The sequence below is a fragment of the Streptomyces sp. NPDC040622 genome (assembly GCF_055593965.1).
Genome location: NZ_JBVIXD010000005.1, coordinates 315,459 through 341,504, shown reverse-complemented (window position 1 = coordinate 341,504; position 26,046 = coordinate 315,459). Strand labels below are relative to the sequence as shown.

The window sequence follows — 26,046 nt, the reverse complement described above, 5'->3', positions numbered from 1 at the left end:
TGTTGGCATGATCCGCAAGCTGACCTCTTTCTCCACCCGACATCGATGGCTGACGGTCGTCGTCTGGACCCTCCTCGGGGCCGCGCTGACGGTCGTGGGGCAGTCGATGATGTACGACGTCACCGACTCGCAGTCGGGAGACTTCCTGCCCAAGCAGTACGACTCGGCCGTGGCGCTGCGCACCGCCGAGGAGAAGTTCGGCACCAAGCCCGACGGCAACGCCGTGACCGTCCTGGTGGCCAGGGACGACGGCAAGAAGCTCACCGCGGGGGACCGGCGCCGGATCACCGGTACGGCGGCGGGTCTGGGGCACCGGCGGATCGTCGCGCCGAAGCCCGAAGGACTGATGAAGGACCACTCCCAGACCCCGCGGGTGGCGGCGGGAGCCGTGGCCCCGGACAGGAGCTTCCGGCTCCTCACGGTGTCGCTCGACGGCAACCCCCAGGACCCCGGTCTGCAGGAGGTCTACAAGAAGTTCCGGGCCGGCGCGCAGAAGGACTTCCGCGCCGCCCACCTGCGCGTCGGATTCACCGGCGGCATCGCCTCCACGGTGGACACCGCCGATGCCGAGAAGACCACGGGCGAAGTCGTCGGCGCCCTGACGATGGGACTCATCGTCCTCCTGAACGTCCTCGTCTTCCGCAGTGTCCTGGCCGCGATCGTGCCCCTCATAGCGGTGGCGCTGATCGGCGGAGTCGCTTCGGGAGCGGTGGTCGGCGCGGCGAAGCTCCTCGACATCAGCCTCGACCCGTCCACCCCCTCACTGATCGGTGTCGTCCTGCTGGGAATCGGCATCGACTACTTCCTCTTCCTGATGTTCCGGTTCCGGGAGCACCTGCGGAACCACCCCGAGCAGGACGCGAGGACGGCCGCCGCCGAGACGACCGGGCGGGTCGGCACCGCCATCACGTCCGCCGCGCTGACGATCGTGGCCGCCTTCGCGACGCTGGGCCTCGCGAGCTTCGGGCAGTTCCGGGTCCTCGGCCCGGCGATCGCCGTCGCGGTGCTCGTGATGCTCCTCGCCAGCCTCACGTTCCTGCCCGCTCTGCTCGCGCTCCTCGGGCGCGGCATGTTCTGGCCCGCGCGCGCCTGGAAGCGGGAGCGCACCGGCGGGGTCGCCGCGCGCCTCGGTCTCGCGGTGAGCCGCAGGCCCGTGCGGTACGTCCTCGCTGCCCTGGTGCTGCTCGGCGTGCTGGGCGCCGGCGCGGTCGGCATGAAGATGAGCTACGACCAGCAGGGGCTGCCCGAGACCGCCGCGACCAGGACCGCCGAGCAGATCTCCCGCAGCCTGCCCGCGGGCGTGTCCGACCCGCACAGCGTGTACGTGCGGAGCACCGGCGGCGGTGAGGTGCGGGCGAGTTCACTCACCGGCATGACCCGCGCCCTCGGGCAGGCCGAGGGGGTGGGACAGGTGGGCAGGCCCGTGCTCAGCAAGGACCGCACGGCCGCGCGGGTCGACCTGTTCCTGAGCGTCGAGTCCGACACGCAGCAGGCGCGCGACCTGGTCTCGGGACCCATCAGGGCCACGGCCGACCGGACGGCCCCGAAGGGCACCGAGGCGCATGTCACCGGGACGGCCGCCGTCTTCGCCGACATCTCGACGGCCGTGGAGAAGGACCTGCGCCTGGTGTTCCCGGTCGCGGCCCTGCTCATCGCGGTGATCCTCTTCCTGCTGCTGCGTTCCCTGCTCGCACCGGTCGTGCTGATGATCGCTGTGGGGCTCGGGTTCGTGGCCACCCTCGGCGCGAGCACGCTCGTCTTCCAGCACGGTCTCGACCGGCCGGGGGTCTCCTTCACGCTGCCCCTGGTGCTCTTCCTGTTCGTCGTCGCCCTCGGCACCGACTACAACATCCTGATCACCGACCGGATCAGGGAGGAGATGGCGAAGCCGGTCACGGCGCGGCACGCGGTGGCGGAGGCGGTGCGGCACACCGCGCCCGCCATCGCCACGGCCGGCGTCGTGCTCGCCGGTTCCTTCGCCAGCCTGGCCGCGAGCCCCGCCACCCAGGAGATCGGCTTCGCCACGGGCCTCGGCATCATCCTGTCCTCGCTGGTGCTCTCCCTCGTGCTGGTGCCCGCGCTGGCCGCGCTCCTCGGCCGCGGCCTGTGGTGGCCGCGCAGGTCGGCCGGGACACCGGGCCACCACCGGGCGCAGCGCGGGCAGCCCGCCCCCGAACGGTACGAGCCGTACGAGGCCCCCTCGGCGTACCCCGAACACCAAACGATCGCCCGGTGAGCCTTCCTGACGGTTGGTCAGGAAGGCGCGGGACCGAAACGACCCTGAAGGAGCGCGTGCTCGGCGCTGCCCTCCGGCGCGGTCATCACGACCAGCTCCAGCCGTTCCGGGCCGGGCAGCAGATAGCCCGTGTACGCGAGGGACAGCGGGCCCGCCTCGGGGTGGTTCAGGCGCTTGTGGCCGGTGTTCGGGCCGCGCACCTCGTGCTCGTTCCAGGCGTCGGCGAACAACGTGCCGCCGTGTGCGGCGAGTTCGGCGAGGAGGGGCGTCTCGCCGGTACGTCCCGCGAGGGCGTCGCGCAGTCGGTGGACGTTGCCGCGCGCCACCGCCTCCCAGTCCGCGTACAGCGTGCGGGCCGCCGGGTCGCACAGCGCGAACCAGGCGAGGTTGCGGCGGTGCGGCGGGAGCGCGCCGAAGTCGGTCAGGAGCCAGGCCGCCGCCTCGTTCCAGGCGAGGACGTCCCGCATCGGGCCGACCAGATAGGCGGGCCACACCGTCAGGCCGCGCAGCAGGTCCAGCGCCGCCCGCGGGGCCTCGGGCGCGGTGGGCGCGGTGGGCGGCGCGGGCCTGGCGGTGAGCCGGTGCAGATGGCGGCGGCCGTCCGCGTCCAGGCGCAGCGCGGTCGCCAGCGCGTCGAGGACCTCCGGTGACGGGCGTCGCTGGCGCCCCTGTTCGAGGCGCGTGTAGTACTCGGGGCTGATCCCGGCCAGCGTGGCGACCTCCGCCCGGCGCAGCCCGGCAAGGCGCCGGCCCGCCGTCCGGGGCAGCCCGACACACTCGGGGGTGAGCCGGGCCCGCCGGGTGCGCAGGAAGCGGGCGAGCTCGGTCGGTGGCCGGTGCGAGGTCATGCGGCGGCCGGAGCCCAAGGTGCCTTCATGGCACCAGTGTCCGGCCCCCTGACCGGCCGGGGCCAGCCCCGGGGGTGGCCCCGCGAGGGCCACCCCCGCGGGGGAGCGCCCCGACCGGTGTCTGGTGGCGCGCCCCGGGCACGCGAAGGCTGCCGCTCATGAACCACTCCGCACCCGGCTCCGCCACCGACTCCACCTCCTGGCCCGGCCTCCCCGGGCCCGCCCCCGCGACCGCCCTCACCCGCCCCCGTCCCGCACGGCGGCAGCTCGTCGCGGCGCTGCTCGTCCTGAGCGCGGCCGCCGGGCTCGACGCCGGCAGCGTCGCCGTTCTCAACAGCGCGCTCCCGGCGCTCGGCGAGGAGTTCGGGGCGTCGCCCCAGGAGCTGTCCTGGGCCGTCAGCGGCTACGCCGTCGCCTTCGCCGGGCTGCTGCTCGCCGGTGGCGCCCTCGCCGACCGCTTTGCGCGCCGCCGGGTGCTGACCTGCGGACTGCTCCTGCTCGCCGCGGGGGCCGTGCCCGCGCTCCTCGCCACCGGCTTCTGGCTGGTCGGGGCGGGCCGCGCGGTCCAGGGCGCGGGCGCCGCGATCACCATTCCGGCAGCGACCTCGCTGGTCGCCGACCTCTTTCCGGCGGGCCCCGCCCGCTCCCGTGCGCTCGGGGCCTTCGCCTCGGCGCAGGCGGGCAGTTACGGCGCGGGTCTGGTGCTCGGCGGGGTGCTCACCGGGGCGGCGGGCTGGCGTCTCGTGTTCGCCGTGCAGGGCGCGGCGGCCCTGCTGACCGCCCTCGCCGCGGTGCGCGTGCTGCCGGCCGGCGCTCCGGACCGCTCCCGCCGCGCCGACCCCGTCGGCGGTGCGGCGCTGGTGGCGACGGTCGTCCTGGTCGTGCTGGGGATCGACCTGCTGACGCACGGCGGTGCGGCGCGGGTTCTCGCGGTCGCCGCGCTGGCCGGAGCGACGGCCGCCGGGGCGCTGTGGTGGCGGCGGGGCGGGGACGCGCTGCTCGACCGGACGTTGCTGCGGCTCGGCGCGGTGCGGGTCTCGGCGGTCACGGCGGTGGCGTTCTACTTCTGCGTCAACGGCGCGCTCTTCTTCGTACCGCTGTATCTCCAGGGCGTACGGGGGATGTCACCGGCAGCGTCCGGGCTTGCCGTACTGCCGGTGAGCGCCGCGGTGACCGGCACGGCGCTGGGCGCAGGGCGGCTGCTCGAGCGGTTCGGCGTGCGGGCCGTCCTCGTGGCGGGACTCGCACTGACCGGGGGAGGGGTCCTGCTCTGGTGCCTGACGGGCACTCAGAGTCCTTACTGGTGGCCGGTGTTCGCCGGGCTCGTGGTGACCGGGGTCGGTCAGGGGCTCACCTTTCCCGCGCTGACCGTGCTGGGCCTGCGAAGCGTTCCGCAGGACCGGCACGGTGCGGCCGCCGCGGTGACCGCCACCGCGCTGCAGATCGGCAGCGGGCTCGGCCCCGCGGTCCTGACCGCAGTGGCGTCCTTGGCCGGGGCCACCCTGACGGGGCAGCACCTCGCCTTCGCTCTCGCGGCCACGGTGGCCGTCGCGGCCGGGCTCGCGGTCGCCGTGCGACGGCGTCACACCGCTACCGACTCCTCCATCTCCTCCTCCGACTCCTCCTCCGACGCCTGAGACCGCTCCGGCTGTTCCTCCTGAGCCGACTTCTCCTCCTGGGCGTCCCGCTCCTGTCCCCGGGCCGCGTGCCGGGCGGTGACAGAGGCCGGCGCGGGCCGCCTGCGGCGCTCCCAGAGGGCGGCGACGGTGACCAGCAGCAGACCGAGCACCAGCCAGCCGGCCAGCGTCCAGACGTGCTGCGCCAGGCCGTGGCCGCCGAAGTAGAGGTGGCTGCGGATGCCCTCGACGAAGCCCGCGCCGTTCCAGAACGCGTGCAGGGAGCCGAAGAAGCCGTTCTGCAGCTCGGGCCGGAACAGACCGCCGGACGTCGTGAAGTTGAGCATCACGAAGAGCACCATCATCGCCAGCGTCGTCCAGCGCTTGAGGAACGTGTGCAGTCCGATGCCGATGAAGAGGATCCCGGCCGCGTACAGCCACGCCATGGCCCACACGCCCCACAGCCCCTGGTGCACGAGGTGGAAGACCGGGCCCGCGAGCGCCGCGCCGATCAGGCTGACGGCGAAGGAGACGCCGACGACCAGCCCCGCCCGGGCCCGCATGCGCAGCCCCGCGCCCGCCGCGCCGAGCACCGCCACCGAGGCGTACGAGCCGATGCTCACGGCGACGAGCAGGAAGAAGAGGCCCTGGCCCGTGGGGTCGTCGTCGACCGGCGGGGCCACGTCGGTGACCTTCAGCGGCAGGCCCTGCCGCGCGGCGACGGGCGTGAAGATCTTCTGCGCGGCCGTGGCGCTCATGTCGGACCCGGCGGTGGCCACGATCAGCTCGGGCGACTTCGCGTCGGGGACGTAGACGCCCGCGACGTCCAGGGACTTGAGCGCGTCGACGGCCTGCTCGCGGGAGGGCAGGGTGCGGACGTCCAGGGCGTCGCCCGCCTTGTCCTTCACGGTCTGCGCGAAGGCCTGGGTCTGCGGGCCCGACCCGACGACCGCGACCGGCATGTCGTTCGGCTCGGGCGTCACGAACGCGCCCATGTAGGCGAGGCCCATGCCCAGACACATCAGCAGGGGCGTGACCAGGTGGAGGAGGACGTGGCGCAGCACGTCGCGGAGTCGGGTGGTGGGTTCCGCGGTGGCGGACATGGGGCTTCTCCGGAAACTCGGCGGGCGGCCTGCGGTGCGCGGCGGCGGTCAGCGGTGATCGGCTGCGGTCGGCGGTGACCGGCGTGCACCCGTGGCGCGAGCCAGATGGTTGGCATATACAACTCTTTGATGTGTTGTACTCTACAACCATTCGCGGAGAGGGAGAAATCGTGACCGATCCAGAGGGTTCCGGGGCCGTGGCCCGGGAGGAATCCATCGAGGTCATCCAGCGGGAGATGACCGCGTTCGCCCGGCGGGCCCGCGCCACCGCCGCCCGGATGCACCCCGAGCTCTCGCTCGTGTCCTTCACGCTGCTCGGCCACCTGGAGGACCGGGGCGGCTGCCGGGCCACGGACCTGGCCGCGCACTACACGCTCGACAAGTCGACGATCAGCCGGCAGGTGGGGGCGCTGGAGAAGGCCGGGCTCGTGGAGCGCCGGCTCGATCCGGCCGACCACCGGGTGCACGTGCTGCATCTGACCGAGCGGGGCGTCGACGTGCTCGCGCAGGTCGGGAACGCCCGCCGGGTGGCCTTCCGGGAGCGGCTCACGGACTGGGGCGGGCCGGATCTGGCGCGGTTCGCCGGGTATCTGCTGCGCTACAACGAGGCCGCGGCGGGCGACGGGGGTGCGGAGTAGCCCCGCCGCACTAGTTGCACGATACGTATCGTCTCGTCTACGGTTCCGGGCATGACCCTGCCCCGTCCCGCCCACATCGCCATGTTCTCGATCGCCGCCCACGGGCACGTGAATCCGAGTCTCGAAGTCATCCGCGAGCTCGTCCGGCGCGGCCACCGCGTCACGTACGCCATTCCGCACGCCTTCGTGGCGAAGGTCGCCGAGACCGGCGCCGAGCCCCGGCCCTACACCACCACGCTGCCCTCGCCCGACGACGACCCGGAGGCGTGGGGCACCGAACTGATCGACAACATCGAGCCGTTCCTCCGGGATGCCGTCCAGGTGCTGCCCGAACTGGCCGCCGCCTATGAGGGAGACGAGCCGGACCTCGTCCTGCACGACATCACCTCCTACCCGGCGCGCGTCCTCGCCCGCCGCTGGGGCGTCCCCGAGATCTCGCTCTCGCCGAACCTCGTGGCGTGGGAGGGGTACGAGGAGGAGGTGGCCGGGCCCATGTACGCGGAGCTGAAGGAGTCCGCGCGCGGCCGGGCGTACTACGACCGCTTCGTCGCCTGGCTCGCGGAGAACGGCATCCCCCAGCACCCGGACGCCTTCGTCGGCCGCCCGCCGCGCTCGCTCGTGCTGATCCCCGAGGCGCTGCAGCCCCACGCCGACCGCGTCGACAAGTCCGTGCACACCTTCGTCGGCGCCTGCCAGGGCGACCGGGCCGAGCAGGGCGGCTGGGAGCGGCCTGCCGGGGCGAAGAAGGTGCTGCTCGTCTCCCTGGGGTCGTCCTTCACCAAGCAGCCCGGCTTCTACCGCGCGTGCGTCGAGGCGTTCGGGGGCCTGCCGGGCTGGCACGTGGTGCTCCAGGTCGGCAAGCACGTCGAGGCGAGCGAGCTCGGGGACGTGCCGGAGAACGTGGAGGTGCACTCGTGGGTGCCGCAGCTCGCGGTCCTCGCGAAGGCCGACGCCTTCATCACGCACGCCGGGGCGGGCGGCAGCCAGGAGGGACTGGCCACCGCTACGCCGATGGTGGCGGTGCCGCAGGCTGTGGACCAGTTCGGCAACGCCGACATGCTGCAGGCGCTCGGCGTCGCCCGGCACCTGCCGATGGCGGAGGCCACCGCCGGGGCACTCCGCGAGGCCGTCCTCGCGCTCGTCGGTGATCCCGAAGTCGCGCGCAGGCTGGGGGAGATCCGGACGGCGATGGCGGGGGAGGGCGGCACGCGGCAGGCCGCCGATCTCATCGAGGCGGAACTGGCGAAGGGGCGAACGGTTCCCGGTCGGGGGTAACGCTCCGTGAGGCGTTTCGGTAACGCTCAGGTAACGCGGCCCCGTCCTGGAAGGGTCATTGACTCATCCCGAAGGGTTGACCGTTACCCCCTGTCAAAGGTTGCACGCGGGAGATCTTGTTCCTTGAGGCAACTACTTCCTAGCGTGAGGTGAACTTGAGTCGAACATCAGGAAGTTGACCCCCATGCGCCGAGACATACCGCCCCTCGCCGAGGTGCGCCGCATCACCCAGAAGAAGCGTGACGCGTGGTGGACCGTGTTGCTCGTCGACCCGGTCGCCACGCCGCTCGTGCGGTTCACGGCGATGCGCACGAACATCACGCCCAACCAGATCACCTGGGGCGCGTTCCTCCTCGGTCTCGGTTCGGCCGCCTGTTTCGCGTTCGGCGACTGGAAGTGGCTCGCGCTCGGCGCGGTCGTCTACCACTTCAGCTTCATCCTCGACTGCATGGACGGCAAGGTTGCCCGGCTCACCGGCCAGGGCTCGGTCTTCGGCGCCTGGCTGGACTTCGTGTTCGACCGGATCCGCGTCATGGTGTGCGGTGTCGCGCTCATGGCCGGCCAGTACGACCGCACCGGCGACACCCTCTACATCTGGCTGGCGCTCGCCGTCGTCGCCCTCGACACCCTGCGGTACATCAACTCGCTGGAGATCTTCAAGATCCGGCATTCCATGCGCAAGCAGATCAAGACGCGCATGCGGGCCGCTCGGCGCGCGCAGAACGAGGCGGAGCTCGCCTTCATGGAGGACCTGCTGCGGGACAACCCCTCGGCGGACATCGAGCAGGACCTGCAGCGGGCCGCGGACGAGGCCGTCCGCGCCGCGCCGGCCGCCGAAGGGGCGCACGACGGCACCGAAGGGACGGGTGCCGACGGGGAGGCGGCATCGGCCCCGAAGCCCCAGGTGATCGACCTGCACCAGGAGTTCCGGCGGAAGTTCCCCGCGTATCTGCGGGCCCGCTCGTTCCTGCTGCGGCACCGCATTCGCGCGCACCTGGTGAGCGGAATCGAGTTCCAGATGGGCGTCTTCATGATCGGCCCGCTCTTCGACGTGGTGATGCCCGCGACGATCGTCTCGGGTGCGCTCCTTCTCGTCTTCGAACTCGCCATCATCTACAAGCTGCTGCTCTCCACCCGTGACTTCACGCGGACGATCGACTCCTTCGAGGAGCAGAAAGTCGTCGCCGCGGCGTAATCCGCGACAGCGGTGCGGCAGGTGTTTTCCGGGCGCCGGACATGCTGGATTCCCCAGCGTGTCCGGCGCTGCCCGTGTGGCACAAAATGCCTTCTGTTACCCGGAGTTGGGGGCAGTGCGGCCCAGGATGTCCGTTCCGCAGGGACAGATCCGTTTTGTTATTACAGAACCTTGTTGAACAAGTCACAGCTGTATGTAGGTATTGATCTGCGCGCGTCAATCCGACAGGGTTTCGTCCCAACACCCGGAGATCTTCCGGGCCGCAAGGGGTGTCGCGACGAACTTGTCGTGACGACGGGCCCTTGGCAGAACAGCTGAACAATCCCCCCACATCCCCCCACACAGCACTGAGGAGATCCCTCTTCATGGCAACTCACAAGCGTGCCCGCACGATGAAGCTCACCGCCGCGATAGCCACCACCGCCACCGCGATCGGTGTCACCGTCTTCGCGACCTCCTTCGCCGGTGCGGCCACCCCCGCCGAGGGCAAGGTGTACGGCGCGGACGCCAAGGGCGCCGTGGCCGGCAGCTACATCGTGATGCTCGACGAGAAGACGGACAAGGGCGCCAAGTCGGACCTCGCCAAGGAGTACGGCGGCGAGCTGAGGCGCAACTACTCCTCCGCGATCAACGGCTTCTCCGCCAAGGGCCTGAGCGAGACCGAGGCCAAGCGCCTGGCCGCCGACCCCGCCGTCGGCAAGGTCGTCCAGTCGAAGAAGTTCAGCATCGACGCCACCCAGGACGACCCGCCGTCGTGGGGCCTGGACCGCATCGACCAGGCGGACACCGCGGGCGACAAGAAGTACACCTATCCCGACGCCGCCGGTGAGGGCGCCACCGCGTACGTCATCGACACCGGTGTCCGCGTCAGCCACAAGGACTTCGGCGGCCGCGCCGCCTCCGGCTTCGACGCCGTCGACAACGACGACGACGCGGACGACGGCAACGGCCACGGCACGCACGTCGCCGGCACCATCGCGGGCGAGGCGCACGGCGTCGCCAAGAAGGCGAAGATCGTCGCGGTCCGCGTCCTGGACGACCAGGGCTCCGGCACCACCGAGCAGGTCGTCGCGGGCATCGACTGGGTCACCAAGAACCACGAGGGCCCCTCCGTCGCCAACATGAGCCTCGGCGGCGGCGCCGACGAAGCCCTCGACGCGGCCGTCCAGAAGTCGATCGACGCGGGCGTCACCTTCGCCGTCGCCGCGGGCAACGAGTCGACCGACGCCTCGCAGGGCTCGCCGGCCCGCGTCAAGGACGCCATCACTGTCGCCTCCTCCACCAAGGACGACGAGCAGTCCGACTTCTCCAACTACGGCTCGGTCGTGGACATCTACGCCCCCGGCTCGGACATCACCTCCGACTGGAACACCGGCGACGACGCCACCAACACCATCTCCGGCACGTCGATGGCGACCCCGCACGTCGTGGGCGCCGCCGCCGTCTACGTCGCGGGCCACCCGGACGCCAAGCCCGCGGACGTCGCCAAGGCGCTGACCGACGGTGCCACCCCGGACAAGATCTCCAACCCGAGCGAGGGCACGCCCAACAAGCTCCTGAAGGTCGTCGAGTAACCCTCACCGGCCACTGAGCCGCGGCCGCCGCGCCCACCCCCACGGGGCACGGCGGCCGCTTTATGGTGTGCGCATGGCGATCAAGACATACGCGGTGCTGCTCCGCGGCATCAACGTGGGCGGTCACAAGAAGGTGCCGATGGCCGAGCTGCGGGCACTCCTGGAAGGACTCGGCCACGGCGGCGTCCGGACGTACCTGCAGAGCGGCAACGCGGTCTTCACCGCGGACCACGGGGACGAGGAGTCGCTGGCCGCCGAGGTGGCCGAGGCGATCGAGGCGCACTTCGGCTTCACCGTCGACGTGCTGGTGCGCGACGGCGACTATCTGCGGGCGGTGGCGGAGGCCTGCCCCTTCCCCGCGGCCGACCTGGAGGCGAAGCAGCTGCACGTCACCTACTTCTCCGCGCCCGTCGACGCGGCCCGCTTCGCCCCCGTCGACCAACCGTCTTTTCTCCCGGAGGAGTTCAGGCTCGGCGACCGCGCCCTCTACCTCTACGCCCCCGACGGACTCGGCCGCTCCAAGCTCGCCGAACAGCTGTCGCGGCCCGGCCTGACCAAGGGCATCGTCGCCACGAGCCGCAACTGGAACACCGTCACCCGGCTCGTGGAGATGACTCGTGCCTGACCGTTCACCAGCCGTCGAAGAGGCCATCGAGGCCGAACTGCGTCTCCTGGACCCCGAGGTGCGGGCCTCGCCCGAGCTGTTCGGGACGCTGCTGCACCCCGAGTTCACCGAATTCGGCGCCTCCGGCACCCGCTGGGACCGCGCGTCGATCGTGCGGGTCCTCACCGCGAGGCCGGCCCCCGGCACCCGCCCCGTCACCACCTCCCGGATGCGGGGCACCCGGCTCGCGGAGGATCTGGTGCACCTGACCTTCGACACGGAGAGCAACGGCAACCGGGCCCACCGCAGCTCCCTGTGGCGGCGCACGGAGGACGGCTGGCGGCTCTGGTTCCATCAGGCCACGCCGTTCAGCGAGGAATGAGCCGGGCAGGGAAGGCCGGGGTGCCGTCGGTGCGGGACCGTCGGCGGGAGTCATGGGAAGTGGCCCGCGCCCACGTGCTGCGAATGGCCCACGAGCAGGAGCCATTCGCTGGCTAGGGTCAGGGCATGACGCACACGGACACCACCCCTGACGCCGCCTCCGACGGCGCCCCGGCCCGGGTCGACTTCTACTTCGACCCGGCCTGCCCGTTCGCCTGGATCACCTCGCGCTGGATCCTGGAGGTGGAACGCCACCGCCACCTCGACGTGCGCTTCCACGTGATGAGCCTGTACTTCCACAACGAGGGCAACGAACTGCCCGCGTGGTACCGAGACCTGGTCGACCGCTCGCTCACCCTCACGCGGATCGCCGCGGCCGCCGCCGAGCGGCACGGCGAGGCGGTCCTCCGCGACCTTTACACCGCCTTCGGTACCCGCGTCCACCAGGACAAGAACGAGGACTTCGACCAGGTCGCCGCCGAGGCCCTGGCCGAACTCGGACTGCCGGGCGACCTCGCGGGCGCCGCGCACGACGCCTCCTACGACGAGCCGCTGCGCCGCAGCCACGACGCGGGCAAGGACCCGGAGGCCGACGGCTACGTGGGGACGCCGACGATCCACGTCGACGGCGCCGTCTGGTTCGGTCCCGTGCTGCGCGCGATCCCGCGCGGCGAGGAGGCGGCCCGGCTCTTCGACAGCTTCCGTGTCCTCGCCGGGCACCCGGACCTCTTCGAGCTGAAGCGGACCCGCACCGGAGGCCTCGACTTCTCCTGAAGGGGCCGGTTCCTCCGAAGGGCCCGGCCGGGCCGCGGGCTCAGGTCGCGGTGGCGGGCGTCTCGGGGAGCCGCGAGGTGAGCAGCAGGGTGATCCGGCCGTCCTCCTCGGGGACCTCGCGGGTCTGTGTGTAGCCGAGGCGCTTGAGGACGGAGAGGGAGGGGGCGTTCTGCGAGTCGACGGTCGCGTGCACCTCGTCCAGGCCGAGGGTCTCGTGCCCGTACGCGGTGAGGAGCCGTGCCAGTTCCGTGCCGAGACCGAGGCCCCAGCTCTCCCTGGTCAGACCGTAGACGACCTCGGTGCCGTCCAGCCAGGTCTCCGGCGACGGCTTGATCTCGGCATGGCCGACGTAACGCCCCTCGTGCCGGACCGCCCAGACGGGGAAGCGCTCCTCCGCGTAGACGAGGCTGAAGATCCGGCCGAACAGCGCACGGTCGTCCGCCGCGCTCTGCATGCCGTCCCCGAACCAGCGGCCCACCGCCTCGTCCTGGAAGAGCGCGACGAAATCCGCCTCGTCGCCGGCGACATAGGGCGAGAGGGAGAGGCGTTCGGACCTTAGTTCGGGCGTCATCCGCGTGACGCTAAGGGCGCGGGGCGCGGGGTGCAAGTGGATTCGCGCACGGGTCCGCGCGCCGGGGCCGGGCCGGTGCGGGACGCGGGCCCGGCGAGTCGGCCGGGCTCAGCCGACCGCCCGCGGCAGCCCGATGGGATTGGGGAAGGGCAGGACGTCCGAGTCCAGGATGCGGCGGGCGGCGGGCCCCAGGGCGAGGAGGAGCGTGTCCACCTCGGACTTGCCGAGCGGGCGCAGCAGGCGGCCCGAGAGGCGGTCCGTCTCGTCCTCGATCACCTCGCGTTCGGTGAGGCCGCGTTCGCTGATCCGGCCCGCCGCGTCGAGCATCCCGCGCCCGCGCATCCGGTCGACGGCCGTCGCCCACTCGTCCTCGCTCCACCCGCGGTCCTGCCGGATGCCAGCGGCGTCCACCCGGTCGGTCGCGGCCGCGAGGACGAGACTCTCGCGGGCGTCCAGACCGTGGTCGGCGAGCACCGACACATGCGCGTCACCCCGGAACTCCCGTACACATGTGGTCAGTTGCCACAGACGCTCCACCGGGTCGGTGCGGTGGGCCAGATCGCGGTTGGCGGCGAACAGGGGGCGGGCGAGCGGGGGTGCGTCCTCCACCATCACCATCAGGGGGTCGTTGACGGTGGCCGCCAGCGCCTCCGCCGACGGCAGCAGCCGGCGGAGCGCGGCGGCCGTGAGGCGGGCGCGCTCCTCGATGACACGGTCCGGCGAGGCGTACTCCCAGGCCGACGGCAGGGCGCGGGCCACCATGCCCGGCGCGAAGACACCGAGTGCCGCGGTGGCGACCCCGGGCCCCACCCGGCCCATCGGCGCGGTGCGGGCCGCGAAGTACCCCATCCAGAACCCCTTGAGGCCCACGGCCCGGCCGAGGCCGCGGCAGTGCTCCTCGAAATAGACCACCGCGTGCAGGGGTTCGGTGCGCAGCCACAGCGTGCGGGATCGGCTCGGGGTCATGAACCAACAAGCTAGGCCAGCGCGGGAGTCCCCGCCAGGGGAGCGACGGGGCAGGTGCCAGGCGCATGTTCCCCGCGGTGCCTCAACTCCGTTCCAGACGGCAGGAGTCGGCCCCGGCCCGGACGCGGTAGACGTCGGCCTTGCCCGTGGGCCCGGCCGCGTACAGGGTGCCGTCGGGCAGCGTCAGGGCGTCGACCGCCCGCACCTCGGTGGGGACGCTCCGGCCGTTCCCGCTGAAGGTGTGGACCCGCCCCGAGGAGAGATGGATCCCGCAGCTCTTGAAGACCCCGAGCTGCGCCTCGCCCCGGCCGGACCTGACCGGTGACGCGTCGTCGGACGTCGCGGCGCCCAGGAGACGGACGCGCTGCGTGGTCCCTTCGTCCCCGAGGGAGTAGGCGCCCACGATGACGCGGTCGCCCTGCGTCGAGCAGTCGCTGCTGAATCCCGGGATGCCCCGCAGCAGGGCGCCGTCGGTCAGCTTGTACTCACCCGGATTCTTGCCCGGTAATTCTGAGCTAGGCCGCGTATGCGTGCACGGGCGTGACCGCACACAATGCCGAGTCGTGCCGACAAAGCATCAGTCGGGCAATTTCGGGACAGTCGCTCAAAGGAGCCGCGCAGAAGTCGGCATGCGCCGACCGGGCGTCGTTCGAAATGCGGTCCGGCAGAAATCCGGGTGCGATGACGTACGGCGCGACGGCGACGCGCCGTACCCCGGCGGCGCGCAGCTCCCGTACCGCGTCCCCGGTCCGGGGAAGAGATGCGGAGGCGAACGCAGGCCGCACGGCGCACCAACCGGTACGCCGCCACTCCCGCGCGATGTCAGCGATCACTGCGATCGCCTCCGGGTCGGAGGACCCCGCCGAAGCCAGCACGACTCCGGTCGAGGACTTGTCGGCGGGCGTGAGGCCCGCCTCGTACAGCCGCCGCTCCAGTGCGTCGAGGAGCAGCGGCGAGGGGCCGAGCACGTCGGCCTGCCGGATCCGCAGGCCGGGCAGCCGGGCGGCCGCCTCGCGCAGCACGCCGGGGATGTCGGTCTTGGCGTGGAAGGCCCGGGTGAGGAGGAGCGGCAGGGCGACGACGTCGCGTACGCCCTGCGCCGCCAGCTCGTCGAGCACCCGGGGCACGGACGCCTCGTCGAAGTCCAGGAAGGCCGTCTCCACCCGCTGCCCGGGGCGGAGCGACCGCACCCGCCGCACCAGGGCACGGACCGTCGTGGCATGCCGCGGATCACGGCTGCCGTGGGCGATGACGAGGAGGGTGGAGTTTGGCATGGACGGACTCAGTTCTTGACGAGGAGGCCGCGGTTGCGCAGGACCCAGCGCTCCAGCGGGCTGAAGACCAGCAGTTCCACGGCGATTCCGACGATCAGGATGAGGAGGATCGCGGCCAGGACCCAGGCCATGTCCTGCAGCTCACGCCCCTGTTCGAGGAGTTGGCCGAGTCCGACGCCCAGGTCGCCGGACTTCACGATCAGTTCGGCGGCCATCAGGGAACGCCAGGAGAAGGCCCAGCCCTGCTTGAGGCCCGCGATGTAGCCGGGCAGCGCGGCCGGCAGGAGGATGTGGCGCACGGCGTTCAGGCCCTGCGCCCCGATCACCCGGCCCGCCCGCAGGTACATCGGCGGGATCTGGTCGACCCCGGCCACCAGACCGTTGGCGATGGACGGCACGGCGCCGAGCAGGACCACCGCGTAGATGGTGGCGTCGGAGAGACCGAACCAGATGATGGCCGCGGGGACCCAGGCCACGGACGGCAGCGACTGCAGGCCCGACATGATCGGACCGATGGCGGCGCGCACCACCCTGACCCGCGCGATGATCAGGCCGAGCGGGGTGCCGATGGCCACCGAGACGAGGAAGCCGAGCGCGCCCCGCGAGAGGCTGGTCCACACGAACTCGAGGAGGGTGCCCTCCAGCCACTTGTCCCGCACGACCCGCGCCACGTCCACGGGGCTCGGCAGCAGATAGTGCTCTTTGACCTTGAAGTGGTAGGCGAGCTGCCACACCACGAGGACGATGGCGATCGCCACGATCGGCGGCACGGCCTTGGAGAGCAGGGTCCTGCCCAGCGGGGTGCGCTGCGAGGTCCGCGTGTCCAGGGCGTCGAGCCCGGCCTCCAGGCCCGCCAGCTGGTCGGACGCGTCCGGCTCCTTGGTGCTGCCGACGGTGCCGGCTGTCCCAGTGGTCCCGGCGGTATCGGTGGCTTCAGTGTTGGCCATGTCGGCGGATCTCCCCCCGCAGCTGTTCGGTGATGTCGACGGAGAGGTCGGCGACCGCGGGATCCTCGATCCGGCGCGGCTGCGGGATGTCGACCTCCCACTCGCGGGCGATGCGCCCGGGGCGGGACGAGAGGAGGACCACCCGCTGGGCGAGGCGGACGGCCTCGCGGACGTTGTGGGTGACGAAGAGGACCGAGACGTCGGTCTCCCGCCAGATGCGCGTCAGCTCGTCGTGCAGCACGTCCCGCGTGATGGCGTCGAGCGCGGCGAACGGCTCGTCCATCAGCAGCAGTTGGCTGTCCTGCGCGAGCGCCCTCGCCATGGCCACGCGCTGGCGCATGCCGCCCGACAGCTCGTGCACCCGCTTGCCGTGCGCGCCCGTGAGCCGGACGAGTTCGAGGAGCCGCTCGGCCTCCTCGCGCCGCTCGGTCTTGGGCAGGCCGCGCATTTTGAGGGCCAGTTCGATGTTCTTGCCCGCGGTCAGCCAGGGAAAGAGCGCGTGCTCCTGGAACATGAGCGCGGGCCGGCCGCCCGGCACGGTGATGTCGCCCGCGGACGGGGCGTCGAGCCCCGCCACCAGGCTGAGCAGGGTGGACTTTCCGCAGCCCGAGGCTCCCAGGAGGGTGACGAACTCTCCCGGCGCGACATCGAGCGTGATGTCGTCGAGCACGAGCTGCCGGTCGGCGGGGCCGCCGAAGGACTTCGACACGTGCGCGATGCGGGCGGCGTACTCGGCCGACCCGACGCCGACTCCGTCAGTGGACCCGGTGCTCTTGGTGAGTGTGGTGGTCATGGTCGTCACCTCCTGGGAACTGATGGGACGCGAGGGTTACTTGGCGCCGAGCCCGGCGTCACCGAAGCCGGGCTTCGAGGCGGCCTCCAGGACCTTGTTCAGCGGCCGCAGGTCGTAGATCCCCTTGAGGTTCGGCTTGTCGAGCAGGCCCGCCTTGACCGCGTGGTCCGCCTCGGAGTCGAGGGTGGCGGCCAACGGGTCGTCGGTGAAGTCGATGGACTTCCACGCCGGGTCGATGATCTCGTCGGGCAGCGGCTTGCCGGTGAGCTTCTCCAGCTGGGAGTTGGCGGCGGCCTTGGCCTTGTCCGGGTTGTCGTGGATCCACTGATTGGTCTTCACCGAGCCGCGCAGCACGGCCTCGACGACCTTCGGGTGCTCCTTCAGGAAGCTCTGCTTCACGATGATGTTCGTGATCACGAACTTCTTGTCCGGCCACAGGTCCTTCTCGTCGATCAGGACCTTGCCGCCGTCGGCGACGAGCTTGGACGCTGTGGGCTCGGGGACCCAGGCGCCGTCGATGTCACCGTTCTTGAAGGCGATCGGCGTCACCTTGTTGTCCGTGCGGGCCACCGACACGTCGCCCTTGCCCGAGTTGGCGTCGACCTTGAGGCCCTTCTCGGCCAGGTAGTTCAGCAGGGCCACGTCCTGGGTGTTGCCGAGCTGAGGCGTGGCGATCGTCTTGCCCTTGAGGTCGTCGACCGACTTGATCTTCTTCGGGTTCACGACCAGGGAGACACCGCCGGAGGCCGAGCCCGAGATGATGCGCAGGCTCTTGCCCTTGGACTTGGCGTAGCCGTTGATCGAGGGGGAGGGGCCGATCCAGCCGATGTCGATGGCACCGGAGTTGAGCGCCTCGATCTCGGCGGGCCCCGCGTTGAAGTCCTGGGGCTTGATCTTCGTGCCCCCCAGCTCCTTCTGGAGCAGCCCTTCCTCCAGGCCGACCAGCGCGGTTCCGTGCGTCAGGTTGGGGAAGTAGCCGAGCTTGACCTCGGAGAGGCCGTCGACGGGCTTTCCCTTGGCGGCGACCTTGGCCGTGTCGTCCTTGGACTCCGAGCCGTAGCCGCAGGCGGCGAGCCCGCCGGCCAACAGGGGCAGCAGGGCGAGCGCGGCCAGTGGCCGGTGCGCAGGGCGGAAGGTGCGGTGGATGCTGGCAGGCACGGGAGGTGGTCCCCTCGTTGGCCCGGACTCACGCCCTCAGGTCGTGGCCGGGAAGTCGGCAGGTCTTCGTCTTCGTACGGGGCCGGCCCCCGGGCGGGGGCCGGTGTGGGCGCGCATGCGGTGCGCGTACGTCATCGCGCACATCGCGCCACCCCGCCCTGCCCGCTGCCGAGGGCGCCGCTGCCGATGCGGCCGCCCTCCTTCGCGAACGTCGCGAACACGTCGACGTAGGTCATGTCAGAAGTCCCAGCCCTCGTCGTCCGCGGGAGCCGCGGCCTCGGCCGGGGCGTCGGTGGGCGCGGCGAACGCGTCGCCGGCCATGCCCGCCGCGAGCGTGGTGCCGTCGGCCGGGTCGATCAGCAGGAAGGAGCCGGTGCGGCGCGAGTCGGCGTACGAGTCGAGCGCGAGGGGCTCCGCGGTGCGGACCTTGACCCGGCCGATGTCGTTGGCGACGAGCCGGCCGGGCTCGGGGTGCTGGGAGAGGTCGTCGAGGGTGAGCCGTGAGGGGATCTCCTTCACGATCGCCTTGACCGTACGGGTGGTGTGCTTGAGCAGCACCCGCTGGCCGACGGCGAGCGCGGTGTCCGCGACGTGGCAGACCGTCGCCTCGATGTCCTGTGTGGCCCGCGGGACGTCGCTGCTCGGCACGATCAGGTCGCCGCGCGAGATGTCGATGTCGTCCTCGAGGAGCAGCGTGACGGACTGCGGTGTCCACGCCACGTCGACCGCGGTGCCCAGCAGATCGATCCCGGCGACCTTCGAGGTCCGCCCCGAGGGCAGCACCGTCACGGACTCGCCGACGCGGAAGGTGCCGGCCGCGATCTGGCCCGCGTAGCCGCGGTAGTCGGGGTGCTCGGCGGTCTGCGGGCGGATGACGTACTGCACGGGCAGCCGCGCGTGGCAGGAGGCGAGGTCGTGGCTGACCGGGACGGTCTCCAGGTGCTCCAGGACGGTGGGGCCGCCGTACCAGTCCATGTTGGAGGACGCCTCGACCACGTTGTCGCCGGCGAGCGCGGAGATCGGGATCGCGGTGATCTCCGGGACGCCCAGGTCGCCCGCGTACGCGGTGAACTCCTCGGCGATGCGGGCGAAGACGGCCTCCTCGTAGGAGACGAGGTCCATCTTGTTCACGGCGAGGACGACGTGCGGGACGCGCAGGAGCGCGGCGACCGCGGCGTGCCGGCGGGTCTGCTCGATGACGCCGTTGCGGGCGTCGACCAGGACCACCGCGAGGTCGGCGGTGGAGGCGCCGGTGACCATGTTGCGGGTGTACTGCACGTGGCCGGGGGTGTCGGCGAGGATGAACCGGCGCCGGGTCGTGGCGAAGTAGCGGTAGGCCACGTCGATGGTGATGCCCTGCTCGCGCTCGGCCCGCAGGCCGTCGGTGAGCAGCGCGAGGTCGGGGGCCTCCTGGCCGCGGTCCTGGGAGACCCGCTCCACGGCCTCCAGCTGGTCGGTGAGGACCGACTTGGAGTCGTGCAGGAGCCGGCCCACCAGCGTGGACTTGCCGTCGTCGACGGAGCCCGCGGTGGCGAACCGGAGCAGGGTGGTGGCCGAGAGCTGCTCGGTGGAGAGCGGCTGCACGGGCTCGGTGGTGCTGTTGCTCATGGTTAGAAGTACCCCTCGCGCTTGCGGTCTTCCATCGCGGCCTCGGACATCTTGTCGTCGGCCCGGGTGGCGCCGCGCTCGGTGAGCCGGGACGCGGCGATCTCGGTGATGACGGCGTCAAGCGTCGTCGCGTCCGAGTCGACGGCTCCGGTGCAGGACATGTCGCCCACCGTGCGGTAGCGGATCAGCCGCTTCTCGACCGTCTCGCCCTTCTTGGGGCCGCCCCACTCGCCCGCGGTCAGCCACATGCCCGAGCGCTGGAACACGTCCCGCTCGTGCGCGAAGTAGATCCCGGGAAGCTCGATGCCCTCGCGGGCGATGTACTGCCACACGTCCAGCTCGGTCCAGTTGGACAGCGGGAAGACCCGGACGTGCTCGCCGGGGGCATGCCGGCCGTTGTAGAGCTGCCACAGCTCGGGGCGCTGACGGCGCGGGTCCCACTGCGAGAACTCGTCCCGCAGCGAGAACACCCGCTCCTTGGCGCGCGCCTTCTCCTCGTCCCGGCGGCCGCCGCCGAAGACCGCGTCGAACCGCTCGCTCTGGATCTTCTCGGTCAGCGGCACGGTCTGCAGCGGATTGCGCGTGCCGTCCGGCCGCTCCCGCAGCTTCCCCGCGTCGATGTAGTCCTGCACCGAGGCGACGTGCAGGCGAAGCCCGTGTTCGGCGACCACGCGGTCGCGGTAGGCGAGGACCTCGGGGAAGTTGTGCCCGGTGTCCACGTGCAGCAGCGAGAAGGGGACCGCCGCGGGGGCGAACGCCTTCAGCGCCAGGTGCAGCATGACGATGGAGTCCTTGCCGCCGGAGAAGAGGATCACCGGCTTCTCGAACTCGCCCGCCACCTCGCGGAAGATGTGCACCGCCTCGGACTCCAGGGCGTCCAGGTGGCTGAGCGCGTACGGGCTGTCCGTCTCCTCGGAGACGCCGGCGACGGTCGTCATGCGAGACCCCTCTCGGTGAGCAGCGCGTACAGCGCGGCAGCGGACTCCTGCACGGTCTGGTCCTGCGACTCGATGCGCAGATCGGGCGACTCGGGCTCCTCGTACGGGTCGTCGACCCCGGTGAGCCCGGATATCTCGCCCGCCGCCTGCTTGGCGTACAGGCCCTTCACATCGCGTACGGAGCACACCTCGACCGGGGCCGCGACGTGCACCTCGACGTATCCGGTGCCGCCCGCCTGGTGGCGCTTGCGGACCGCCTCGCGGCTGTCCGCGAACGGTGCGATCACCGGGACGAGCGCCAGCACACCGTTGCGGGCGAGGAGTTCGGCGACGAAGCCGATGCGCTGCACGTTGGTGTGCCGGTCCTCGCGGCTGAAGCCGAGGCCCGCCGAGAGGAACTCGCGGATCTCGTCGCCGTCGAGCACCTCGACGCGGCGGCCCTGTTCGCGCAGGCGGTCCGCCAGTTCGTACGCGATGGTGGTCTTGCCGGCGCTGGGCAGGCCGGTGAGCCAGACGGTGGCTCCGGTCGTCACGTGGTTCTCCCGCATCTGTTGGCGCTGGGGCGGCGGCTGCCGCCGGGTCTGCGGCGCGGTCATCAGTGGATCCCGCACTCGGTCTTGGCGTTCCCCGACCAGCGGCCGGCGCGCGCGTCCTCGCCCGCCAGGAGGCGGCGGGTGCAGGGGGCGCAGCCCACCGAGCCGTAGCCGTCCATCAGGAGCGGGTTGGTCAGCACGCCGTGCTCGGTGACGTACGCGTCGACGTCGTCCTGCGTCCAGCGGGCGATCGGCGAGACCTTGATCTTCCGGCGCTTCTCGTCCCAGCCGACGACCGGGGTGTTCGCCCGGGTCGGCGACTCGTCGCGGCGCAGTCCGGTCGCCCAGGCGGCGTACCCGGCGAGGCCGTCCTCCAGGGGCGCCACCTTGCGCAGCGCGCAGCACAGGTCGGGGTTGCGGTCGTGCAGCCGCGGGCCGTGCTCGGCGTCCTGCTCCGCGACCGTCTGACGGGGCGTCAAGGTGATGACGTTCACGTCCATCACGGCCTCGACGGCGTCGCGGGTGCCGATGGTCTCAGGGAAGTGGTAGCCGGTGTCGAGGAAGACGACGTCGACGCCCGGCCTGGCCCGCGAGGCGAGGTGGGCGACGACCGCGTCCTCCATCGAGGAGGTCACGCAGAACCGCGGGCCGAAGGTGTCGGCCGCCCACTGGAGGATCTCCAGGGCGGTGGCGTCCTCGAGCTCGCGCCCGGCCTCCTCGGCGAGGGCCTTCGACTGGTCGTCGGTCAACCGCTGTTGTTCCTGAGCCGTCGTCATATCTCGTTCCCTTTACCGCTGGTCTGCTGAACACCCCGGGCGAGCAGCCCGAGGAACTTCAGCTGAAAGGCGCGGTTGCACGCCGCGCATTCCCAGGCGCCGTGACCGGTCTCGTTCGGACGCAGGTCCTCGTCGCCGCAGTAGGGGCAGTAGAAGGGGGCCGCTCGCTCGCTCACTTGAGGGCCTCCTCGGAGGCGCGCGCGGCCCAGGTCGCGAAGCGCTCGTCGTCCGCGCGCTCCTCCTGGAAGCGCTTGAGGACCCGCTCCACGTAGTCGGGCAGCTCGGTGGCGGTGACCTTCAGGCCGCGGACCTTGCGGCCGAAGCCGGCCTCCAGGCCGAGCGCGCCGCCCAGGTGCACCTGGTAGCCCTCCACCTGGTTGCCGTCGCCGTCGAGCATCAGCTGGCCCTTGAGGCCGATGTCGGCGACCTGGATGCGGGCGCAGGCGTTCGGGCAGCCGTTGATGTTGATGGTGATCGGCTGGTCGAACTCCGGGATGCGGCGCTCCAGTTCGTCGATCAGCGAGGCGCCGCGCGCCTTGGTCTCGACGATGGCGAGCTTGCAGAACTCGATGCCGGTGCAGGCCATCGTGCCGCGCCGGAACGGCGAGGCGTTCACCCGCAGGTCCAGGGCCTCCAGGGCGGAGACGAGCGAGTCGACCTGGTCCTGCTCGACGTCGAGCACGATCATCTTCTGCTCGGCGGTGGTGCGCAGTCGGCCCGAGCCGTGCGCGTCGGCGACCTCGGCGATCTTCGTCAGGGTGGCGCCGTCCACGCGGCCGACGCGGGCGGCGAAGCCGACATAGAAGCGGCCGTCCTTCTGCCGGTGGACGCCGAGGTGGTCGCGCCAGGTGCCGGCGGGCTGCTCGGGCGCGGGGCCGTCGACCAGCTTGCGCCGCAGGTACTCGTCCTCCAGGATCTGCCGGAACTTCTCCGGGCCCCAGTCGGCGACGAGGAACTTCAGCCGCGCGCGGGTGCGCAGGCGGCGGTAGCCGTAGTCGCGGAAGATGCCGATGACGCCGCCGTACACGTCGGGCACCTCGTCGAGCGGCACCCAGGCGCCCAGGCGCACGCCCAGCTTGGGGTTGGTGGACAGGCCGCCGCCGACCCAGAGGTCGAAGCCGGGGCCGTGCTCGGGGTGGTCGACGCCGACGAAGGCGACGTCGTTGATCTCGTGTGCCACGTCGAGCTGCGGTGAACCGGAGATGGCGGTCTTGAACTTGCGCGGCAGGTTCGAGAAGTCGGGGTTGCCGATGAAGCGGCGCTGGATCTCGTCGATGGCGGGTGAGCCGTCGATGATCTCGTTCTCGGCGACGCCCGCGACCGGGGAGCCGAGGATGACGCGGGGCGTGTCGCCGCACGCCTCGGTGGTGGAGAGGCCCACGCCCTCCAGGCGCCGCCAGATCTCCGGGACGTCCTCGATGCGGATCCAGTGGTACTGGATGTTCTGCCGGTCGGTGAGGTCGGCGGTGCCGCGTGCGAACTCCTGCGAGACCTCGCCGATGACGCGCAGCTGCTCGGTGGTCAGCCGGCCGCCGTCGATGCGCACCCGGAGCATGAAGTACTCGTCGTCCAGCTCCTCGGGCTCCAGGATCGCGGTCTTGCCGCCGTCGATCCCGGGCTTGCGCTGGGTGTAGAGGCCCCACCAGCGCATCCGCCCGCGGAGGTCGTTCGGATCGATGGAGTCGAATCCACGCTTCGAATAGATCGTCTCAATACGTGTCCGCACGTTGAGACCGTCGTCGTCCTTCTTGAACTGCTCGTTCCCGTTGAGCGGCGTGAAGTGACCGACGGCCCACTGGCCCTCGCCGCGGTGACGGCTCGCCTTGCGGCGGGGCGTGGCTGGGGCGGGCTTTTCTGGCGTGGCGGCCATGGTGGTACGTCCTTCGGGGCAGCGGAAAAGCGGCTCTGACCTGCGGGTATGGCGCATCGCCGCGGGCGTTTTACACATGCGGAAATGCGCGCGCGGCGCTGCGCAGGGAGGGGAATCAGTGGATGGGGTGCGGCTGTGCTGAGTCGATCAGCAAGCCGGACACATGGCGCTGGACATGCGGCCGAGGTCGACGTGACGTCGACTCACCAAGGCGTTTCCAGTGCGATCCATGCCGGAAGCGTGTCACGGGACTTTCGGCCCAGTCCAGCATTGTCCATCATGCGGACACCCTTGTCCCGCATCGTGGACAAGGGTGTCGTCGGTCACAGCGGCCGGGGTCAGTCGCGGGCGGCCCCCGGCCACGGTCCCGGGCTGGGCACGTCCGCCTCCTGCTCGACCTTGGTGTCGAAGAGCCGGAAGCCGCGCCGCTGGTAGTTGTCCATGGCGTGCTCGCCGTCCTTGGAGCAGGTGTGCAGCCAGACCCGCTCGGTCGGCGCGATCCCGGGCCACCGTTCGGCCAGGTCCCAGGCGCGCGCGACGCCGTGGGAGAGGAGGTGGCCGCCGATGCGGCGTCCCCGGAAGGCGGGCAGCAGCCCGAAGTAGACGATCTCCACGACCCCCTCGGCCGCGTCCCCCTGCTCGCCGCGCGCGGCGAGCTCCACGTAACCGGCGGGCGTCCCGCTGTCGTAGGCGACCCACGTCTCCACGCCGGGACGGTCGAGCAGCTTGTGCCACTCGGCGTAGGTCAGCGACAGCCGGTCGGTCCAGCGGATGTCCCCGCCGACGGACGCGTACAGGAACCGGCTGAATTCGGGCGAGGGTACTTCGGCGCGCACGATCTGTACGTCGCCCTCCGGAGCCGCGGCCGGCAGCAGATCCGTCGGTGACGTCTGCTCCAGGGACCACGTGGTGACAGTGAGACTCATGGGGTCAGAGAATCACGGCTCCGCCACCCTGCGCGCCCCGCGTACCGCGGGAGCCAGTGAGTGGGGCAGGAGGTCCGCCGGGCGGTCCGGCACGATCACGTCGATGTCGACGTCCTCGTGGAAGCGGTAGGGGCGGTGGGCGAGCAGGCCGCCCAGGTAGCGGCGTACGCGCGAGAGCTCCGCGCGGACCGTCACGGTGCGCGCCGGATCGCCGAACATGTCCTCGGCGAGATCCGAGGCGGTGCGTCCGGTGCGGGACGTACAGAGGAGATAGAGCAGTTCGGCGTGGCGCGGCGTCAGCTCGTGCGTCCAGTCGTGGGCGCCGCCGAGGACGGAGAGCGTCCACCGGCGCGGGCTGCTGACGTCCAGGACGAGCCGGGTCGCGGCGACCGCGCGGGGCGTGTCACCGGGGCTCTCCACGCGCAGCAGCCAGCCGCCGGGCAGCGGCTCCACCAGGCAGGAGCCCATCGAGGGGAGCCAGTGGCGGCCCGCCCCGAAGGACTTGGGCAGGGCGACGCGGTCCGCCGGCGGCATGCCCGTCACCGCGGCGGTCCAGCCGTGCACGTCCACCGCCACCGCGCGCCCGTCCAGCCGGGCGAGCACCGGGGCCGCCACCGCGCGCAGCCGGTCGAGGGCCGTCACGTGCCGGTCCCGCAGCCGGGCCTCGGCGAGCTTGGCCACCGAGTCGACCAGGGCGAGCGTCGCGGGGTGGACGGTCCGCAGCGGGCCGCTGACGTCGACGACGCCCAGCAGCCTGCCGTCGCGCGGGTCGGTCACCGGGGCGCCCGTGCACGTCCACGGGTGGTGGGTCCGTACGAAGTGCTCCGCGGAGAAGACCTGCACGGGTCGGCGCACCACCAGCGGCGTGCCCACGCCGTTCGTGCCGACGGTGCTCTCGCTCCAGTCCGCGCCCGGTTCAAAGCCGAGCGAGTCGGCCTGGCGCAGCACGGCGGTACTGCCCTCGCGCCACAGCACCCGGCCCTCCACGTCGCAGACGACCATGATGTGCTGCGCGGCGTCCGCCACGGAGAGCAGGCCGCCCCGCAGGACGGGCAGGACGTCCACGAGCGGCGAGGCGCGGCGGCGCTCCTCCAGTTCCTCGTCGTCGAGCGGCCGGGAGCGGAAGCCGTGGTCCGGGTCGACGCCGCCGAGCATCATCCGCCCCCACGAGTCGCCGATCACCGGGCGCGGCAGGACCCGCGGCCGCCGCCCGGAGAGCGTGGCGTCGCGCACTCCCTTCAGGAGGCGCGCGGCGTGCGCGTGGTCCATGGCGGACAGGTGCGCGAGGTCGATCGAGGGTGGGGCGTTCATGACCACTGGGTCCTTTCCGGCCAGACCAGTGTGTGGAGACAGGTCTTCATCGTGCCTCCTGAACGCGCCCCCGGGCGCCGCATCGACGACTGATCGTGAGGTCGGCGCGGCGAGTTGCAACCTCCTGCAAC

The 26,046-nt window shown here is 71.7% G+C and carries 26 protein-coding genes and 1 pseudogene; 9 read left to right on the top strand and 18 right to left on the bottom strand.

All coding sequences use genetic code 11. From position 1 onward, the window contains the following. Positions 1-7 precede the first annotated feature (7 nt). Positions 8-2,236, top strand: coding sequence for an MMPL family transporter (locus tag ACZ592_RS16300; protein ID WP_471582200.1), 2,229 nt, complete (start codon positions 8-10; stop codon positions 2,234-2,236). A gap of 17 nt (positions 2,237-2,253) precedes the next feature. Here ACZ592_RS16300 and ACZ592_RS16295 read toward each other — a convergent pair whose 3' ends face one another. Then, a complete protein-coding gene (locus ACZ592_RS16295; protein WP_471582199.1) occupies positions 2,254-3,084 on the bottom strand; it encodes a helix-turn-helix domain-containing protein in 831 nt (276 codons plus the stop codon). Between the two features lie 158 nt (positions 3,085-3,242). Between ACZ592_RS16295 and ACZ592_RS16290 the strand changes: the two genes are divergently transcribed. Further along, on the top strand, positions 3,243-4,721 hold the full coding sequence (locus ACZ592_RS16290; RefSeq protein ID WP_471582198.1) for an MFS transporter: 1,479 nt from the start codon (positions 3,243-3,245) through the stop codon (positions 4,719-4,721). On the opposite strand, the gene ACZ592_RS16285 is transcribed toward ACZ592_RS16290, so the two are convergent. Then, on the bottom strand, positions 4,667-5,803 hold the full coding sequence (locus tag ACZ592_RS16285) for an ABC-2 transporter permease (RefSeq protein ID WP_471582197.1): 1,137 nt from the start codon (positions 5,801-5,803) through the stop codon (positions 4,667-4,669). The genes ACZ592_RS16290 and ACZ592_RS16285 overlap by 55 nt on opposite strands. Before the next feature lie 236 nt (positions 5,804-6,039). Between ACZ592_RS16285 and ACZ592_RS16280 the strand changes: the two genes are divergently transcribed. The 7 genes and pseudogenes from ACZ592_RS16280 (at position 6,040) to ACZ592_RS16250 (ending at position 12,244) form a co-directional block, all read left to right on the top strand. Then, complete coding sequence (locus ACZ592_RS16280) at positions 6,040-6,441, top strand: MarR family winged helix-turn-helix transcriptional regulator (protein WP_471582463.1); 402 nt, start codon at positions 6,040-6,042, stop codon at positions 6,439-6,441. Positions 6,442-6,455: 14 nt separating this feature from the next. After that, positions 6,456-7,716, top strand: a pseudogene (gene mgt, locus ACZ592_RS16275) (macrolide-inactivating glycosyltransferase). A 184-nt stretch (positions 7,717-7,900) separates the two neighbouring features. After that, complete coding sequence (locus ACZ592_RS16270; protein ID WP_471582196.1) at positions 7,901-8,911, top strand: CDP-alcohol phosphatidyltransferase family protein; 1,011 nt, start codon at positions 7,901-7,903, stop codon at positions 8,909-8,911. A gap of 365 nt (positions 8,912-9,276) precedes the next feature. After that, positions 9,277-10,485 (top strand): S8 family peptidase, encoded by a 1,209-nt coding sequence (locus ACZ592_RS16265; protein WP_471582195.1) that lies wholly within the window; start codon positions 9,277-9,279, stop codon positions 10,483-10,485. 73 nt (positions 10,486-10,558) lie between these two features. Next, entirely contained in the window at positions 10,559-11,110 is a 552-nt protein-coding gene (locus ACZ592_RS16260; RefSeq protein WP_471582194.1) for a DUF1697 domain-containing protein, read from the top strand. Beyond that, positions 11,103-11,471 carry a nuclear transport factor 2 family protein gene (locus tag ACZ592_RS16255; protein ID WP_471582193.1) on the top strand — a complete coding sequence of 123 codons (369 nt, stop codon included), beginning with the start codon at positions 11,103-11,105 and terminating at the stop codon, positions 11,469-11,471. Before ACZ592_RS16260 ends, ACZ592_RS16255 begins: the two co-directional genes overlap by 8 nt. Before the next feature lie 125 nt (positions 11,472-11,596). Next, positions 11,597-12,244, top strand: coding sequence for a mycothiol-dependent nitroreductase Rv2466c family protein (locus ACZ592_RS16250; protein ID WP_471582192.1), 648 nt, complete (start codon positions 11,597-11,599; stop codon positions 12,242-12,244). Between the two features lie 40 nt (positions 12,245-12,284). Here ACZ592_RS16250 and ACZ592_RS16245 read toward each other — a convergent pair whose 3' ends face one another. The 16 genes from ACZ592_RS16245 to ACZ592_RS16170 all read right to left on the bottom strand — a co-directional run bounded on the left by ACZ592_RS16245 (position 12,285) and on the right by ACZ592_RS16170 (position 25,915). Continuing rightward, the gene (locus tag ACZ592_RS16245; protein WP_471582191.1) at positions 12,285-12,815 is read right to left on the bottom strand and encodes a GNAT family N-acetyltransferase; all 531 of its coding nucleotides are present in this window, start codon (positions 12,813-12,815) and stop codon (positions 12,285-12,287) included. 108 nt (positions 12,816-12,923) lie between these two features. Beyond that, entirely contained in the window at positions 12,924-13,781 is an 858-nt protein-coding gene (locus ACZ592_RS16240; RefSeq protein ID WP_471582190.1) for an SCO6745 family protein, read from the bottom strand. A gap of 82 nt (positions 13,782-13,863) precedes the next feature. Beyond that, positions 13,864-14,331 (bottom strand): hypothetical protein, encoded by a 468-nt coding sequence (locus tag ACZ592_RS16235; RefSeq protein ID WP_471582189.1) that lies wholly within the window; start codon positions 14,329-14,331, stop codon positions 13,864-13,866. Beyond that, on the bottom strand, positions 14,297-15,055 hold the full coding sequence (locus ACZ592_RS16230) for a sirohydrochlorin chelatase (protein WP_471582188.1): 759 nt from the start codon (positions 15,053-15,055) through the stop codon (positions 14,297-14,299). The genes ACZ592_RS16235 and ACZ592_RS16230 overlap by 35 nt, the downstream gene beginning before the upstream one ends. A gap of 8 nt (positions 15,056-15,063) precedes the next feature. After that, on the bottom strand, positions 15,064-16,002 hold the full coding sequence (locus ACZ592_RS16225; protein WP_471582187.1) for an ABC transporter permease: 939 nt from the start codon (positions 16,000-16,002) through the stop codon (positions 15,064-15,066). After that, positions 15,989-16,795 carry an ABC transporter ATP-binding protein gene (locus tag ACZ592_RS16220; protein ID WP_471582186.1) on the bottom strand — a complete coding sequence of 269 codons (807 nt, stop codon included), beginning with the start codon at positions 16,793-16,795 and terminating at the stop codon, positions 15,989-15,991. The genes ACZ592_RS16225 and ACZ592_RS16220 overlap by 14 nt, the downstream gene beginning before the upstream one ends. A 36-nt stretch (positions 16,796-16,831) precedes the next feature. Continuing rightward, the gene (locus tag ACZ592_RS16215; RefSeq protein ID WP_471582185.1) at positions 16,832-17,953 is read right to left on the bottom strand and encodes an ABC transporter substrate-binding protein; all 1,122 of its coding nucleotides are present in this window, start codon (positions 17,951-17,953) and stop codon (positions 16,832-16,834) included. 237 nt (positions 17,954-18,190) lie between these two features. After that, positions 18,191-19,561 carry a sulfate adenylyltransferase subunit 1 gene (locus tag ACZ592_RS16210; RefSeq protein ID WP_471582184.1) on the bottom strand — a complete coding sequence of 457 codons (1,371 nt, stop codon included), beginning with the start codon at positions 19,559-19,561 and terminating at the stop codon, positions 18,191-18,193. A gap of 2 nt (positions 19,562-19,563) precedes the next feature. Continuing rightward, a complete protein-coding gene (gene cysD / locus ACZ592_RS16205; protein WP_471582183.1) occupies positions 19,564-20,499 on the bottom strand; it encodes a sulfate adenylyltransferase subunit CysD in 936 nt (311 codons plus the stop codon). Further along, positions 20,496-21,095 (bottom strand): adenylyl-sulfate kinase, encoded by a 600-nt coding sequence (cysC, locus tag ACZ592_RS16200; RefSeq protein ID WP_471582182.1) that lies wholly within the window; start codon positions 21,093-21,095, stop codon positions 20,496-20,498. The genes cysD and cysC overlap by 4 nt, the downstream gene beginning before the upstream one ends. After that, entirely contained in the window at positions 21,095-21,808 is a 714-nt protein-coding gene (locus tag ACZ592_RS16195; RefSeq protein WP_471582181.1) for a phosphoadenylyl-sulfate reductase, read from the bottom strand. Before ACZ592_RS16195 ends, cysC begins: the two co-directional genes overlap by 1 nt. Continuing rightward, positions 21,805-21,984, bottom strand: a complete 180-nt coding sequence (locus ACZ592_RS16190; RefSeq protein WP_361171931.1) for a hypothetical protein — start codon at positions 21,982-21,984, stop codon at positions 21,805-21,807. The genes ACZ592_RS16195 and ACZ592_RS16190 overlap by 4 nt, the downstream gene beginning before the upstream one ends. Next, a complete protein-coding gene (locus ACZ592_RS16185) occupies positions 21,981-23,678 on the bottom strand; it encodes a nitrite/sulfite reductase (protein WP_471582180.1) in 1,698 nt (565 codons plus the stop codon). The genes ACZ592_RS16190 and ACZ592_RS16185 overlap by 4 nt, the downstream gene beginning before the upstream one ends. 147 nt (positions 23,679-23,825) lie before the next feature. Then, positions 23,826-23,909, bottom strand: a complete 84-nt coding sequence (locus ACZ592_RS16180; protein WP_317850486.1) for a putative leader peptide — start codon at positions 23,907-23,909, stop codon at positions 23,826-23,828. Positions 23,910-24,016: 107 nt separating this feature from the next. Then, positions 24,017-24,604 (bottom strand): GNAT family N-acetyltransferase, encoded by a 588-nt coding sequence (locus ACZ592_RS16175; RefSeq protein WP_471582179.1) that lies wholly within the window; start codon positions 24,602-24,604, stop codon positions 24,017-24,019. Between the two features lie 12 nt (positions 24,605-24,616). Continuing rightward, positions 24,617-25,915, bottom strand: a complete 1,299-nt coding sequence (locus ACZ592_RS16170; RefSeq protein WP_471582178.1) for a GAF domain-containing protein — start codon at positions 25,913-25,915, stop codon at positions 24,617-24,619. Positions 25,916-26,046 lie beyond the last annotated feature (131 nt).

Bases quoted from the DNA above. Each gene is read 5' to 3' on its own strand.
- ACZ592_RS16300 (WP_471582200.1), top strand. From the start codon at position 8: ATGATCCGCAAGCTGACCTCTTTCTCCACCCGACATCGATGGCTGACG.
- ACZ592_RS16295 (WP_471582199.1), bottom strand. From the start codon at position 3,084: ATGACCTCGCACCGGCCACCGACCGAGCTCGCCCGCTTCCTGCGCACC.
- ACZ592_RS16290 (WP_471582198.1), top strand. From the start codon at position 3,243: ATGAACCACTCCGCACCCGGCTCCGCCACCGACTCCACCTCCTGGCCC.
- ACZ592_RS16285 (WP_471582197.1), bottom strand. From the start codon at position 5,803: ATGTCCGCCACCGCGGAACCCACCACCCGACTCCGCGACGTGCTGCGC.
- ACZ592_RS16280 (WP_471582463.1), top strand. From the start codon at position 6,040: ATGACCGCGTTCGCCCGGCGGGCCCGCGCCACCGCCGCCCGGATGCAC.
- ACZ592_RS16270 (WP_471582196.1), top strand. From the start codon at position 7,901: ATGCGCCGAGACATACCGCCCCTCGCCGAGGTGCGCCGCATCACCCAG.
- ACZ592_RS16265 (WP_471582195.1), top strand. From the start codon at position 9,277: ATGGCAACTCACAAGCGTGCCCGCACGATGAAGCTCACCGCCGCGATA.
- ACZ592_RS16260 (WP_471582194.1), top strand. From the start codon at position 10,559: ATGGCGATCAAGACATACGCGGTGCTGCTCCGCGGCATCAACGTGGGC.
- ACZ592_RS16250 (WP_471582192.1), top strand. From the start codon at position 11,597: ATGACGCACACGGACACCACCCCTGACGCCGCCTCCGACGGCGCCCCG.
- ACZ592_RS16245 (WP_471582191.1), bottom strand. From the start codon at position 12,815: ATGACGCCCGAACTAAGGTCCGAACGCCTCTCCCTCTCGCCCTATGTC.
- ACZ592_RS16240 (WP_471582190.1), bottom strand. From the start codon at position 13,781: ATGACCCCGAGCCGATCCCGCACGCTGTGGCTGCGCACCGAACCCCTG.
- ACZ592_RS16230 (WP_471582188.1), bottom strand. From the start codon at position 15,055: ATGCCAAACTCCACCCTCCTCGTCATCGCCCACGGCAGCCGTGATCCG.
- ACZ592_RS16225 (WP_471582187.1), bottom strand. From the start codon at position 16,002: ATGGCCAACACTGAAGCCACCGATACCGCCGGGACCACTGGGACAGCC.
- ACZ592_RS16220 (WP_471582186.1), bottom strand. From the start codon at position 16,795: ATGACCACCACACTCACCAAGAGCACCGGGTCCACTGACGGAGTCGGC.
- ACZ592_RS16210 (WP_471582184.1), bottom strand. From the start codon at position 19,561: ATGAGCAACAGCACCACCGAGCCCGTGCAGCCGCTCTCCACCGAGCAG.
- cysD (WP_471582183.1), bottom strand. From the start codon at position 20,499: ATGACGACCGTCGCCGGCGTCTCCGAGGAGACGGACAGCCCGTACGCG.
- cysC (WP_471582182.1), bottom strand. From the start codon at position 21,095: ATGACCGCGCCGCAGACCCGGCGGCAGCCGCCGCCCCAGCGCCAACAG.
- ACZ592_RS16195 (WP_471582181.1), bottom strand. From the start codon at position 21,808: ATGACGACGGCTCAGGAACAACAGCGGTTGACCGACGACCAGTCGAAG.
- ACZ592_RS16185 (WP_471582180.1), bottom strand. From the start codon at position 23,678: ATGGCCGCCACGCCAGAAAAGCCCGCCCCAGCCACGCCCCGCCGCAAG.
- ACZ592_RS16180 (WP_317850486.1), bottom strand. From the start codon at position 23,909: ATGGATCGCACTGGAAACGCCTTGGTGAGTCGACGTCACGTCGACCTC.
- ACZ592_RS16175 (WP_471582179.1), bottom strand. From the start codon at position 24,604: ATGAGTCTCACTGTCACCACGTGGTCCCTGGAGCAGACGTCACCGACG.
- ACZ592_RS16170 (WP_471582178.1), bottom strand. From the start codon at position 25,915: ATGAACGCCCCACCCTCGATCGACCTCGCGCACCTGTCCGCCATGGAC.